Origin of the sequence: Cellulomonas sp. KH9 (genome assembly GCF_900114185.1) — a bacterium.
Lineage (GTDB): Bacteria > Actinomycetota > Actinomycetes > Actinomycetales > Cellulomonadaceae > Cellulomonas.
This window is the reverse complement of record NZ_FOSE01000002.1, coordinates 735155-749142: the sequence shown is the minus strand read 5'-3', so window position 1 is coordinate 749142 and position 13988 is coordinate 735155. Positions and strand designations below refer to the sequence as shown.

The following is a 13988-nucleotide window of genomic DNA, read 5'->3' as shown; positions in this document are numbered from 1 at the left end:
GCCGGGCCCGCCGCGCCCGCCGCGCGTCGCGGCGCTACCGTGTCCCGGTGACCCAGACCCCCGCGACCGACGTGCGCGTCGGCGTCCAGATCCAGCCCCAGCACGCCGACTACGCGCAGATCCGGGACGCGGTGCGCCGTGCCGAGGACATCGGCGTGGACGTGGTGTTCAACTGGGACCACTTCTTCCCCCTCAGCGGGGAGCCCGACGGCAAGCACTTCGAGTGCTGGACGATGCTGGGTGCCTGGGCCGAGCAGACGAGCCGCGTCGAGATCGGCGCGCTCGTCACGTGCAACTCGTACCGGAACCCGGACCTGCTGGCCGACATGGCCCGCACGGTCGACCACATCAGCGGCGGCCGGCTGATCCTCGGCATCGGCGCCGGCTGGTTCGAGCGCGACTACACGGAGTACGGCTACGAGTTCGGCACCGCGGGGTCGCGGATCGCCGACCTGGCGCAGGCGATGCCGCGGATCCGGTCGCGCTGGGCGGCGATGAACCCCGCACCGACCCGCGACATCCCGGTGATGATCGGCGGCGGCGGTGAGCGCAAGACGCTGCGGATCGTCGCGGAGCACGCCGACATCTGGCACTCGTTCGGCGACGTGGACACGCTGCGACGCAAGAGCGCGATCCTCGACGAGCACGGCGCGGCCGTCGGGCGGGACACCGCTGCGCTCGTCACGCGGTCGCTGGGCGTCGACGGGTCGGACCCGGAGCAGGTCGGGGACGAGCTCTACGCCGCGGGCGTGCGGCTGTTCACGTGCGGCGCGAGCGGACCGGACTACGACCTGAGCGAGGCGGAGCGCTGGGTGCGCTGGCGCGACGCGCGCGCCTGACGCCGAGCGCACCGGGCGGTCGCGTCTAGGCTCGCCGCGTGGGAGGTCCGACGAACGACGTGCCGGCGCCCGGCCGGCTGCTGCGTGCGCGTCGACACGTCGTGCGGGTGCTGCGCGCGGTGCGCCGGTGGCGGCCCCGGCACGGGTGGTGGTCGGCGATCGGGCTCGTCGTGGCGGGCGTCCTGGTGTCCGTCGTCTTCGGTGTGACGACCGCGAGCGTGCAGGCGTCCCTCGGGCCCCACGTGACGCGCTACGACGTCACGACCGACGCGACGGTGACGATCGACTTCGGCCCGCTCGGCACGCTCCAGCTCGACTCGCCGCTGCCGGCGACCCTCGGCCTGCGGGCGACCGTGCAGGAGATCCCGGCGTCCGTCACCGAGCTCGGCGAGGCGCGCACCCTGCAGGCGCTCGGGGAGGACCTCAACGCGTACGTGGCCTTCTTCTCCGGCCCGGCCGCGGCCGTGCAGGACGTCGCGAACGCCCTCGTGCGGGACGCGCTGCTGCGGTCCGGGGCGGCGTTCGTCGTGCTCGTGGTCGTCTTCTGGCTGGGACGTGCGCTGCTCGGCGGCCCGCGGCGGCGCGAGCTCACGGAGCAGCTCGCCGCGCACGCCCGCCCGCTGGCTGCCGGCGGCCTCGCCGTCGTGGTCGGCACGACGGTGCTCACGTCGAGCGTCGGCCCCCACGAGCGGCAGGAGCCGGCGCAGCTCGCCTCGGCCGTCTTCGACGGCACCCCGCTGGAGGGCGCCCGCGTCACCGGCAGGCTGGGCGGTGTCATCGACACCTACGGCGCCTACGCGGTGGACGCCTGGCGGCAGAACGAGGAGTTCTACCGGGCGGCCGACGACGCGCTCGTCCTGGCGTGGGAGGACTGGGAGGCCCAGGAGGCGCTGCTGCTCGCCGAGCAGGCCGCGCAGGAGGCCGCGCAGCGTGCGGCCGGCGACGACGGCACGGGGACGGGCGGGGACGGAGCCGAGGGGGCGGGCAGCGACGGCGACGCCGGCGCGTCCCCCGACGGTGTCGGGGGCGGTGCCGGCGACGGTCAGGACGGCATCCCGGACGGGGCGGACGCAGGCGGGGACGCGCTGACGGGTGCGGCGGGCGAGGACGTCACCGCGACGGCGCGTCCGAGCGCGTCGCTCCCGAGCCGCACGCCGTCCGCCGAGCCCGAGCCGGAGGTCGAGCCGGTGGTGCTGGTCGTCGTGTCCGACCTGCACTGCAACGTCGGGATGGCCCCGCTGATCGGCACGCTCGCGCGCCTCTCCGGTGCAGCAGCCGTGCTCGACGCGGGCGACACGACCATGAACGGGACGTCCGTCGAGCAGTACTGCGTGACGTCGTTCGCGCGTGCCGTCCCGCCGGGGGTGGCGCTGGTGACGTCGCCGGGCAACCACGACTCGCGCGAGACGACCGCGAACTACGCGCGTGCCGGCGCCACCGTGCTCGACGGGTCCGTGATCGACGTCGCCGGGGTCCGCATCCTCGGTGACAGCGACCCCAACGAGACCCGCGTGGGCGCCGGCGGCACCGCGTCGGCCGCCGACGAGACGGTGGCGGAGGCGGGGGAGCGGCTCGCCGAGACGGCGTGCGAGGACGGGGCGGTCGACCTGCTCCTGGTCCACACCCCGGCGGTGGGCGACGAGGCGCTCGAGGCGGGGTGCGTCCCCGCGCAGGTCTCCGGGCACCTGCACCGCCGGTCGGGTCCGGAGCAGGTCGGGTCGGGCGTCCGGTACATCTCGGGGAGCACCGCGGGTGCCACCCTCAACCAGCCGACCGTCGGCCCGCTGCGCGGGGTGGCCGAGATGACCGTGCTGCGGTTCGACCCGGAGTCACGCCGGCTGCTGGACCTGCAGGTCGTGCGGGTCGCGCCCGATGCGACCGTCACGGTCGGCAGCCCGCAGCCGTGGCCGCTGCCCGCGCTGGGCGACGCCGACGACGCGACCGACCAGGACGGCGGTGCGCCGGGCGACGGGACGGTCGGTCGTGACCCCCAGGAGGGCCCGGGCGCGACCCCGGACGGCGGAGCCGATGCGCAGGACGGCTGAGCGCGGGGCCGGGGTCAGGGGGACGAATCCGGCGCAACGGGTTGCGCATCCGTGACGCAGATGATCGCCTGGACCCGAGCCACCACGCCGGCCCAGGGGAGCGCCGCGCGGTGAGCCGGGGGGAGTGCGCGTGCGACGTGTCGCGATCGTGGTGGTCACCGCAGGGTTGGTGCTGGCCGGCGCCCTGCCCGCGCTGGCCGGGCCTGGCGAGGACGTCCTGCGACCCGGTGAGCAGCTGGCCCCCGGTCAGGCCCTGCTCGCGCCGGGCGGCGCGCAGGTGCTCGTCATGCAGCCGGACGGTTCGGTCGGCATGTACGCGCTGGACGACGTCGTGCGGTGGACGACGGGTCGCGGTGTCGCGGGCTCCGTCCTCAGCACCGACGCCACCGGCGACGTCCGGCTCGTGGCCCCCGACGGCGCCGTGCTGTGGAGCACCGGGACGGGCGGCTCCGGCGGCACGCTGCGCCTGCAGGACGACGGCGACCTCGTCGTGCAGGGTGCCGACGGCGCGGTGCTGTGGAGCAGCGGGACCGCGCAGGCCCCGTCGTCGCTCACCGGTCCCGGTCGCCTGGCCGGGGACGACCTGCTCTCGTCGCCGGACGGCCGGCACACGCTCCTGATCGGACCCGACGGGGTGCAGCTCATGGGGCCGGACGGCACCGTGCGGTGGGCGCCGCAGGCCCCGGCCCGTCCCGAGGAGTCCGACGGGTCGTCGAGCGGGCGGTCGCAGCGGGCCGGCGCGACGCCCACCCCGCGGCCGTCGCCCTCGGCGGCGCCCCGCGCGACCGCCGTGGCGCTCGAGCTGCGCGAGGACGGCAACCTCGTCGCGCTCGACGCGGACGGCGCCCAGGTCTGGCGCAGCCGCACGGCCGGGCACGGGCCGGCGACGCTGACGCTGCAGGACGACGGCAACCTCGTCCTGCTGGACGCGGCGGGTGCCCCCGTGTGGAGCTCGAGCACGCCCATCGGACCGTCGGCGCTCGAGCCGGGCGGTCAGGTCGCCGCGGACGGGTCGCTCGGCTCCCCGTCGGGGCACCTCGGGCTGGCGGTCCGCGACGGTGCGCTGGTCGCCTCCTGGGACGGCGAGCCGTTCTGGTCCTCGCCCACGGACGGCGCGGCGTCCGTGCGGCTGCAGGAGGACGGCGACCTCGTGCTGCTGGACGGCGCCGGCGCACCGGTCTGGTCGACGGGCACGGCCGGCAGGACCGGGGCGCGGCTCGTGCTCGAGGAGCGGGCGGTGCTCCTCGTCACGCCCGACGGCGAGGTGCCGTGGCAGGTGCCCGTGCCGGACGGCCTCGCGGCCGCACCCGTGGACGCTGGACCGGCGCCCGGGGCGCAGCCGACCGACTGCGCCCTCGTCGAGGGGCCCGTGGCCGAGGCGGACGTCGTGCGCACCAGCAGCGGCATCCGCGTCCACCCGTGCCTGGCGGGCGCGGTCGACGCGCTGGTGACCGCGGCGCGCGCCGACGGGGTGGAGCTCGGCGGGGGCGGCTGGCGCAGCCCCGAGCAGCAGATCGCGCTGCGCCGCGCGCACTGCGGCCCGTCCGACGCTGACATCTACGACAAGCCCGCCTCGGCGTGCTCCCCGAGCACCGCCCGGCCGGGCAGCTCACGGCACGAGCGGGGTCTGGCGATCGACTTCACCGGCGGTGGCCGGTCCCTGTCCGCCGGTTCTCCCGGGTACGCGTGGCTCGTGGAGCACGCGGCGACGTACGGCCTGACGAACCTGCCGGGGGAGCCGTGGCACTGGAGCGTCGACGGCTCCTGAGCCCTCTACGCTGGGCGGCGTGAAGCAGAGCCCCGCCCCCGCGGCCGCCGACCTCAGCGCGGTGACCCAGGACTACCTCAAGGTCATCTGGGGGGCGCAGGAGTGGTCGGACGCCCCCGTGACGACCAAGCTGCTGGCCGGGCGCCTGGGTGTCGGCCCGTCGACCGTGTCGGAGACCGTGAAGCGTCTCGTCGACGCCGGGCTGGTCTCGCACCGGCCGTACGGCGCGGTGGAGCTGACCGCGGCGGGCCGGGCGCACGCCCTGGCGATGGTGCGCCGGCACCGCCTCATCGAGACCTACCTGGTCGAGCGGCTCGGCTACGGCTGGGACGAGGTGCACGACGAGGCCGAGGTGCTCGAGCACGCCGTCAGCGACCGGTTCGTCGAGCGGGTCGCCGACCTCCTGGGCCACCCCGACCGGGACCCGCACGGCGACCCGATCCCCGCCGCCGACGGCACCGTCCACCTGCCTGACGCCCGCGTCATGTGGGAGGTCGAGCCGGGCGACTACCGGGTCGCACGGATCTCCGACGCGGACCCCGAGCTCCTGCGGTACCTCGAGGGCGTCGGCCTGGTGCTGGACGCGCCGGTCGTGCTCGACGAGCGACGCGCCGTGACCGGTGTCGTCAGCGTCCAGGTCGACGGCCGTCCGGAGCGCGTGGAGCTGGGTGAGGTCGCGGCCTGCGCGATCTGGCTCACCGGGCGGCCCTGAGGCCGCACGCCGACGTCGCCCGTCCGGCGTCGTGGGCCTGACGTCGCCCCGCCCCGGCCCTCGGTACGATTCACGGGTGAGCGACCAGTCCCCGAACCCGACCCCCGACGACGTCCCGTTCCGTTACACCGCCGCCCTCGCGCAGGAGATCGAGCTGCGCTGGCAGGACGAGTGGGAGAAGCGCGGCACGTACTTCACGCCCAACCCGGTGGGTCCGCTCACGGACGGCCAGGGCCGGCACGCCGACCCGGCCGCGCGGCCCTTCTTCGTGATGGACATGTTCCCGTACCCGTCGGGCGCCGGGCTGCACATCGGCCACCCCCTGGGGTACATCGCCACCGACGTGGTGGGCCGGTTCCGGCGCATGTGCGGGGACAACGTCCTGCACGCGCTGGGGTTCGACGCCTTCGGGCTGCCCGCCGAGCAGTTCGCCGTGCAGACGGGCCAGCACCCGCGCGTCACGACCGAGGCGAACATCGCGATCATGCAGCGCCAGCTGCGCCGCCTGGGCCTGGCGCACGACCCGCGCCGGTCGTTCGCGACCATCGACCCGGACTACGTGCGCTGGACGCAGTGGATCTTCCTGCAGATCTTCGAGTCCTGGTACGACGAGGACGCCCCGCGACCCGACGGCGGCACGGGCCGGGCGCGCCCGGTGTCCGAGCTGGTCGAGGAGTACGCCGCGGGCACGCGCGCGCTGCCGACCGACGTCGAGGGCGTGACCGCGGACGCGACGTGGGCGGACCTCGACGAGGCGACGCGTCGGCGCGTCATCGACAGCCGGCGCCTGGCCTACCTGTCCGAGACGCCCGTGAACTGGGCGCCCGGGCTGGGCACGGTCCTGGCGAACGAGGAGGTCACGGCCGACGGCCGCTCGGAGCGCGGCAACATGCCGGTGTTCCAGCGCAGCCTGCGCCAGTGGAACATGCGGATCACGGCCTACGCCGACCGCCTGACCGACGACCTGGAGCGCATCGACTGGCCCGAGAAGGTCAAGGCGATGCAGCGGCACTGGATCGGCCGCTCGACGGGTGCGCGCGTGCGGTTCGCGGTGCAGGGCGGCGAGGAGGTCGAGGTCTTCACGACGCGGCCCGACACGCTGTTCGGCGCCACGTTCCTCGTCGTCTCGCCCGAGCACCCGCTGCTCGACGAGGTGCCGCAGGCGTGGCCCGACGGCACGTCGGACGCCTGGACGGGCGGGCACGCCTCGCCGGTGGACGCCGTGGCGGACTACCGCCGGCAGGCGGCCGCCAAGACCGCCGTGGAGCGCCAGCAGGACGCCGGCCGCAAGACGGGCGTCTTCACGGGCCACCTGGCGGCGAACCCGGTGAACGGCGAGCTGCTGCCCGTCTTCACCGCCGACTACGTGCTCATGGGCTACGGCACCGGGGCGATCATGGCCGTGCCCGGCGGCGACGAGCGCGACTTCCAGTTCGCCGAGGCGTTCGGGCTGCCGGTCGTCTACACCGTCGACGCACCCGAGGGCACCCCGCCGGGCGCCCGCACGGGCGACGGGGCGGTCATCAACTCGTCCAACGACGAGATCAGCCTGGACGGCCTGGACGTCGCCGATGCCAAGGACCGCATCGTCGACTGGCTCGCGGCCCGCGGCGCGGGGGAGCGGACGGTCACCTACCGCCTGCGCGACTGGCTGTTCAGCCGGCAGCGCTACTGGGGCGAGCCCTTCCCGATCGTCTACGACGAGCACGACCACCCGATCGCGCTGCCGGACTCGGCCCTGCCCGTCGAGCTGCCCGAGGTGCCGGACTTCTCGCCGCGCACCTACGACCCGGACGACGCGGACTCCGAGCCGGAGCCGCCGCTGGGCCGCAACACCGACTGGCTGCACGTCGAGCTGGACCTGGGCGACGGGCCCAAGCGCTACCGCCGCGACGCCAACACCATGCCCAACTGGGCCGGCTCGTGCTGGTACTACCTGCGCTACCTGGACCCGCACTCCGGTGACGCCCTGGTCGACCCGGTGCTCGAGGAGTACTGGATGGGCCCGGGCCACGGCGAGCAGCCGGCCGGCTCCACGGGCGGCGTGGACCTGTACGTCGGCGGCGTCGAGCACGCCGTCCTGCACCTGCTGTACGCCCGGTTCTGGCACAAGGTCCTGTACGACCTGGGCCACGTGCGCAGCTCGGAGCCCTTCCACAAGCTCTTCAACCAGGGTTACATCCAGGCGTACGCCTACACCGACGAGCGGGGCGTGTACGTGCCGGCCGCCGAGGTCGTGGAGGACGAGTCGTCGCCGACCGGCTTCACGTGGGACGGCCGCCCCGTGAACCGGGAGTACGGCAAGATCGGCAAGTCGCTGAAGAACGCCGTGTCGCCCGACGAGATGTACGAGGCGTACGGCGCGGACACGCTGCGCGTCTACGAGATGTCGATGGGCCCGCTCGACCTGTCGCGGCCGTGGGAGACGCGGGCCGTGGTCGGCGCGCAGCGGTTCCTGCAGCGGCTGTGGCGCAACGTCGTCGACGAGACCACGGGCGAGCTCGTGGTGTCCGACGACGAGCCCTCGGCGGAGACCCTGCGCCTGCTGCACCGCACGATCGCCGACGTGCGCGCGGACATGGAGGGCATGCGGATCAACACCGCGATCGCCAAGCTCATCGTCCTCAACAACCACCTGACGACGCTCGAGCGCAGCCCGCGCCCGGTGGTCGAGGCGCTCGTCGTCATGACGGCCCCGGTGGCGCCGCACGTCACCGAGGAGCTGTGGGCGCGGCTCGGCCACGACGAGTCCGTGGTGCACGCGGCGTTCCCGCAGGCCGACCCGCAGTACCTGGTCGAGGACACCGTGACCTGCGTGTTCCAGGTGCAGGGCAAGGTGCGCGGGCGCGCGGAGGTCTCGGCGTCGATCGGTGAGGACGCGCTGCGCGAGCTCGCGCTCGCGGACGCCGGCGTGCAGCGCGCCCTCGCAGGCCGCGACGTGCGCACGGTGGTCGTGCGCGCGCCCCGGCTCGTCAACGTGGTGCCTTCCTGAGCCCCGCGACGGGCCGGCACGCGTCCCGCGTCGCGGTCGTCACCGACTCCACGGCCGCGCTGCCCCCGGGCCTGGCGGCGGACGTCGGTGTGCACGTGGTGCCGCTCGAGGTGAGCATCGACGGCGCCCGGTACGCCGAGGGCGTCGACGTCACGCCCGAGCAGCTGCTGCACGCGCTCGCGCGCGGGTCCCGGGTCACGACGTCGCAGCCGCCGCCCTCGGCGTTCGCGGCCGCGTACGAGCAGGCGGCCGCCGACGGCGCCCACGCGATCGTGTCGGTCCACCTGTCCGGCGAGATGTCGGGGACGGTGCGCTCGGCACGGACCGCGGCGACGGTCAGCCCGGTGCCCGTGCGGGTGGTCGACTCGCGGACCGCTGCACTCGGGCTCGGGTTCGCCGCGGTGGCCGCGGCGCGGTACGCGGCGACACCGCTGCCGGACGAGCCGGGCGACGCCGACCCGGAGGACGGCGTCGGCGGCACCGTGCGGCGGTGGGTGGCGCGCACCGTCCACCGGACGGCCACCCTCCGGTGGCCGGACGCCGAGCAGGTCGCCGACGTGGCGACGGCGACCGCGACGAGCAGCCGGGTGTGGTTCCTCGTCGACTCCCTGGAGCACCTGCGCCGCGGCGGGCGGCTGGGGACGGCGGCCGCGGCGCTGGGCACCGTGCTGGGTCTGCGTCCGCTGCTGACCGTCCAGGACGGCCGGCTCGTGGTCTGCGAGAAGGTCCGCACCCGGCGGGTGGCGCGCGAGCGCCTGGAGCAGCTGGCGCTCGCGGAGCTGGCCGACAGGCCCGGCGCCCGGGTCGCCGTGCACCACGTGGGCCCGTCGGACGTCGCGGACGACGTGGCCGCACGCCTGGCGCAGGCGGCGGGTCCCGCGGTCGGCGAGGTCGTCGTGGCCGACGCGGGCGCGGTGCTCGCCGCGCACGTGGGTCCCGGTCTGCTGGCGGTCGTCGTCAGCGACGCGTAGCAACCCGGTGCGCCTGCGGCCCGGCGTCCCCGCAGGCGGCCGACGAGCCGACCCCAGGCCCGCGGTGCGCCGCACGACCCACCGTCGGGCCCTCGTCCTCGAGGGGGCGGCACGGATGCCCCTAGCGTCGCGACGGTGCCGCCCCTCGACCGCCGCCGCGTCCCGCCCGACGTCGCGCACCGCCTCGCGGCCCTGACGTCCGCCCCGCGCCGACCGGTCGCCCCTGACCACCCGGCCTGGCACCTCCTGCCGGGCGCGGTGGCGTCCGGTCCCGCCCGCGACGACGGCACTCCCGGCGGCTGGACCCCTCGCCCCGACGGTGCCCCTGACGAGGCCCCCGTGGACGACGGGGCCGAGGAGCCGTCGCCCGAGCGGTGGCGTCCCGACGTGCGGGCGGCGCTCGCCGCCGCGTCCCCCGGGTCACCGCCCGCGGCCCCCCGGGTGCGGTGGGTGCCGGGCTGGCGGGCCGCGGGAGCGGCGGTCCTGGTCCTGGGTCTGGTCGCCGGTGGCATCGTGCTGCGCGCGGTCGCGGCGCCCCGGGGAGAGCCGGTCCGGCTGCCGACCCCCGCGGTGGCGGGGACCTCCGCCGTGCCGCAGGACGGCGTGCCGGGAGCAGGGCAGGGGGCGGCGTCCCCGGACGGCGCGGGCGACGAGGTCGTGGTGCACGTGGTCGGGGCGGTCGTGCGACCGGGGGTCGTCCGGCTCGCGCGCGGGGCGCGGGTGGGCGAGGCCGTCGACGCGGTCGGGGGCAGCGCCCCGGGTGCCGACCTGGCGGGCGTCAACCTGGCGCGCGTCCTGACCGACGGGGAGCAGCTGGTCGTGCCGGTCGTGGGGGCCGTGCCCCTCGCGACCGGCGGCACCACCGCCGCGGACACCGCCGCGGACGGGCTGGTCGACCTCAACACGGCCGACGCCGCGACGCTCGAGGGCCTGCCCGGGGTGGGCCCGGTGCTGGCGGAGCGCATCGTGCAGCACCGGACGGAGCACCCCTTCACCACCGTCGACGACCTCGACGACGTGACGGGGATCGGCCCCGCGCTGCTCGCGGACCTGCGCGCGCGGGTCCGCGTGTGAGCGCGGGTGCCGCGGGACCGGTCGACCTGCGGATGCTCCCGCCGGCGGTCGCCGCGTGGGGTGCCGGAGCCGTGGTCGTGCACGCCCCCGACGTCGTCGCCCGGACCGCCGCGGTGCCGGGTGCCGTGGTCGCCGTCGCGGTCGTGGCCGTGCTGGTGGCCGGAGTCCGCCGGGTGGCCCGGCCACGCGCCGTGGACGACGGGCCCGCGACCGGGCGACCCGGTGGACTGCTGCCCGCGCTGGTGCTGGCCGTGGTGACGGCGGCCGTGGTCCTGCTGGCCGGGGCGGTCGGCCAGCAGGCCCGTGCGCCGGACGTCCTGCTGCGGGCCGCGCACGAGCGTGCGACGGTCGAGCTGACGGGCCGGGTGTCCACGGCCCCCCGGTCGGTGGTCGGCGGTGGCGCCCGGCTCACCGTCACCGCGTCGGCCGTCCGCGTGGACGGCACGTGGCACCGGGTGCGTGCACCGGTCGACGTCCTGGCTCCGGCGGGTGCGGAGCTCGACGCGGTCGTGCGCGTGCGGGGCGTGCCGTCGCCGGGGAGCGCCGGCGTCCGCACCGCCGTCACCCTGCGCTCCGCGGAGGCGCCGGTGGTCACCGCGTCGCCGCGCGGGGTCCGGGCGTGGGCGGCGGGGGTGCGCGACGGGGCCCGCGCCGTGGCCGCGCCCCTGCCACCCGACGTGCGCGGGCTGCTGCCGGCTGTGACGGTCGGTGACACCGGCGCCGTCCCCGCCGACCTCGCGGTCGCGATGCGCGCGGCCGGGCTCGCGCACGTCATGGCCGTCTCCGGTGCCCACTTCGCGATCGTCGGTGCGATCGTGCTGGCCGGGGCGGCCGCGGCGCGGGCACCCCGGGCCGTGCGCCTGGGCCTGGTGGCGTCCGCGGGTGCCGCGCTGCTGCTCGTGGTGGGGCCGGCGCCGAGCGTCCTGCGGGCGGCCGTGATGGGAGCGGTGGGCCTGGTGGGCCTGCTCGCCGGGCGCCGCGCCGCCGGACCGGCGGCGCTCGGCACAGCGGTCGTCGCGCTGCTCGTCGTCGACCCGTGGCTGGCGGTCGACGTGGGGTTCGCGCTGTCGGTCGCGGCGACCGCCGGCCTCGTGGTGCTCGGTTCGCCGCTCGTCGACCGGTGGGCGCCGCGCTGCGGCCGACCGGTCGCCGCCCTGCTCGCCGCCCCCGTCGCCGCGCAGCTCGGGTGCCTGCCGGTGACGCTGGCGGTCTGGCCGACCTTCGGCCCGTGGGCGGTGCTCGCGAACGTGGCGGTCGCCCCGGCCGTCGCGCCCGCGACGGTGCTCGGCCTGCTCGCCGCCGCACTGGCCAGCGCCTGGCCGTGGGCCGCCGACGTCACCGGCGCGGGGGCGGGGGCGGCCTGCTGGTGGATCGCCGCGGTCGCGCGGTGGTCGGCCGGCCTGCCGGGCGCCGCCCTGCCGTGGTGGCCGGGGGTCGGGGGAGCGGTCTGCGCGCTCCTGGTCGCCGCGGCCGCCGCGGCCCTGACGCTGCGGCCCGCGGCCCCCCGGTGACGGGTGCGGGACGGGCGGGGATGTCCCCGGCACGTGGCAGGCTGGTGCCGTGGCCGCCCGTACACCCGCACGTCCGTCCCGCAGCACCGCCGGCTCGTCGCGCGGGCGGTCCGCCGGCTCGTCGGGCGGCGTGCCGTGGACGCAGGCGGCGCCGGCTCCCGTGGTCCTCGTCGCCGGCCCGGAGGGCCTGCTGGCCGACCGTGCGTGCGAGCGCATCGTCGCGCAGGTCCGCGAGACCGACCCGGAGGTCGAGGTGACCCGGGTCGACGCCGCCACCTACGCGCAGGGCGAGCTGAGCGTCCTGACCAGTCCCTCGCTCTTCGCGGAGGCCAAGGTCGTGCTCGTCGAGGGGGTGGAGCGTGCGGGGGACGCGCTCCTGCTCGACGCCGAGGCGTACCTGGCGGCGCCGGTGCCCGACGTCGTCGTCGTGCTCCGGCACGGCGGCGGTCAGCGGGGCAAGCGGCTGCTCGACGCGGCGAAGCGGGAGCAGGTCCCCACGGTCGCGTGCGACCAGGTCCGTACGGACGCGGACAAGACCGCGTTCGTCACCGAGGAGCTGCGCCGGGCCGGCCGGCGCGCCGACGGTCGCGGCGTGCGGGCTCTGGTGGACGCGGTCGGCTCGGACCTGCGGGAGCTGGCGGCCGCGTGCGCGCAGCTCGTGGCGGACACGACCGGCGTGATCGGCGAGGAGGCCGTCCAGCGGTACCACGGCGGGCGTGTCGAGGCGACGGGCTTCCAGGTCGCCGACGCCGCGGTCGCCGGGGACGCGGGCCGGGCCGTCGCGCTGCTGCGGCACGCCATGGCGACGGGGCTGGACCCGGTGCCGGTCGTCGCGGCGGTCGCCGCGCGGCTGCGCACGCTGGCGAAGGTGGGCGCGGTCCGCGGGCGGGGCGCCGCTGCCGCACGGGAGCTGGGCATGGCCCCCTGGCAGGTGGACCGTGCGGCGCAGGACCTGCGGCGCTGGAGCCCCGAGGGCCTGGCCGTCGCCATCTCCGCGGTGGCGCAGGCCGACGCGGAGGTCAAGGGCGAGGGACGCGACCCGCGGTTCGCGGTGGAGCGTGCGGTGCTGCGGGTCGCGGCGGCGGTCGACCGCTGACGCGTGGACCCGCGCGCCTGGCGGTCATGTCCGCACCAGGTGCCCGGGGCACCCGCCTGTGACTGGGCCCACCGGGCGCTCACCCGTACGGACTCGTCCGTCCGCGCACGGTCGTGACACGCCCCGGGACCCTGCCGACAGGGCGCGTCCGCGGGGAGCGGACGTCAGTGCCCGACGAGGCGCGCCCCGGCGCGGTCGAGGACGCCGGCCCGCTCGATCAGGTTGCCCTGGAAGAGCGTGAACCCCAGGTCGCGCGCGTGGCGCAGCACCTCGGGCGACTCGACGTACTCCGCGACGAGCATCGCGCCGAACGAGCGCGCGACACGGACCACGGGGTCGCCCTCGACGTCCAGGTCGCGCACGTCCACCTTGACGAAGTCCGCGTGCGGCAGCAGGCGCCGCTGCTCCGGACGGTCGGCGAAGGCCGGCAGCGCGATGCGGAATCCCTGCTCACGGAGCCGACGCAGCCCCGCCAGGGCCGCGGCGTCGACCTCGGCCGTGCTGCTGACCTCGATCACCAGGCGGTCCGGGCGTGCGGGCACCGGGAGCTCGCCCAGCAGGTGCGCCCGGGGGCAGCGGACGAACAGCAGGCGCCCGTGCGCCACCTGCTCGAGGTCGGCGCGCCCGAACGTGGCGCGCAGCACGTGGTCCGTGGCGTGCTCGTGGGCGGCCCGGTCCCAGGTGCGGGCGAGGTCCGGGTGGTGGCCGGGCGCACGGTAGGAGAGCTGGTACGCGAAGGGCCGGCCGTGCGTCGAGTAGATGCCCTGCCGGGCGACGAGCACGGGATCGTGCGCCAGGTGCTGCTCCCAGGCGCGCCGCAGCGCGCGGGGGATCGCCGCATCGACCGCCGCGCCGATCCGGGCGAGCGTCGCGTCCTGGTCGTCCGATGTCATGGGCCCTATGACACCACAGGTGCGTACGGGTGATCACGTGTCGAGAGGGTGGAAATCCGCCCGACCCGTTCGGGTGCACGGGTGTTC

The 13988-nt window shown here is 76.8% G+C and carries 10 protein-coding genes; 9 read left to right on the top strand and 1 reads right to left on the bottom strand.

Annotated features, from left to right (window positions below):
- Positions 1-47: 47 nt before the first annotated feature.
- From BMZ16_RS09415 to holA, 9 genes are all read left to right on the top strand, one after another.
- Positions 48-839 (top strand): LLM class F420-dependent oxidoreductase, encoded by a 792-nt coding sequence (locus BMZ16_RS09415; protein WP_089799705.1) that lies wholly within the window; start codon positions 48-50, stop codon positions 837-839.
- Positions 840-877: 38 nt separating this feature from the next.
- Positions 878-2884: a metallophosphoesterase family protein gene (locus tag BMZ16_RS09410; RefSeq protein ID WP_143082784.1), complete on the top strand. Its 2007-nt coding sequence runs from the start codon at positions 878-880 to the stop codon at positions 2882-2884.
- Positions 2885-3014: 130 nt separating this feature from the next.
- A complete protein-coding gene (locus tag BMZ16_RS19535; RefSeq protein WP_143082783.1) occupies positions 3015-4652 on the top strand; it encodes a D-alanyl-D-alanine carboxypeptidase family protein in 1638 nt (545 codons plus the stop codon).
- 19 nt (positions 4653-4671) lie between these two features.
- Entirely contained in the window at positions 4672-5364 is a 693-nt protein-coding gene (locus BMZ16_RS09400) for a metal-dependent transcriptional regulator (RefSeq protein WP_089799701.1), read from the top strand.
- Positions 5365-5440: 76 nt separating this feature from the next.
- Complete coding sequence (gene leuS / locus BMZ16_RS09395) at positions 5441-8356, top strand: leucine--tRNA ligase (RefSeq protein ID WP_089799699.1); 2916 nt, start codon at positions 5441-5443, stop codon at positions 8354-8356.
- Entirely contained in the window at positions 8353-9327 is a 975-nt protein-coding gene (locus BMZ16_RS09390) for a DegV family protein (RefSeq protein WP_089799697.1), read from the top strand. The genes leuS and BMZ16_RS09390 overlap by 4 nt, the downstream gene beginning before the upstream one ends.
- Before the next feature lie 135 nt (positions 9328-9462).
- On the top strand, positions 9463-10401 hold the full coding sequence (locus tag BMZ16_RS09385) for a helix-hairpin-helix domain-containing protein (protein WP_255366491.1): 939 nt from the start codon (positions 9463-9465) through the stop codon (positions 10399-10401).
- Positions 10398-11912 carry a ComEC/Rec2 family competence protein gene (locus BMZ16_RS09380; RefSeq protein WP_089799694.1) on the top strand — a complete coding sequence of 505 codons (1515 nt, stop codon included), beginning with the start codon at positions 10398-10400 and terminating at the stop codon, positions 11910-11912. Before BMZ16_RS09385 ends, BMZ16_RS09380 begins: the two co-directional genes overlap by 4 nt.
- Positions 11913-12042: 130 nt before the next feature.
- Complete coding sequence (gene holA / locus BMZ16_RS09375) at positions 12043-13008, top strand: DNA polymerase III subunit delta (RefSeq protein ID WP_089800047.1); 966 nt, start codon at positions 12043-12045, stop codon at positions 13006-13008.
- Between the two features lie 164 nt (positions 13009-13172).
- On the opposite strand, the gene BMZ16_RS09370 is transcribed toward holA, so the two are convergent.
- Complete coding sequence (locus tag BMZ16_RS09370) at positions 13173-13901, bottom strand: EAL domain-containing protein (RefSeq protein WP_089799692.1); 729 nt, start codon at positions 13899-13901, stop codon at positions 13173-13175.
- Positions 13902-13988: the final 87 nt, after the last annotated feature.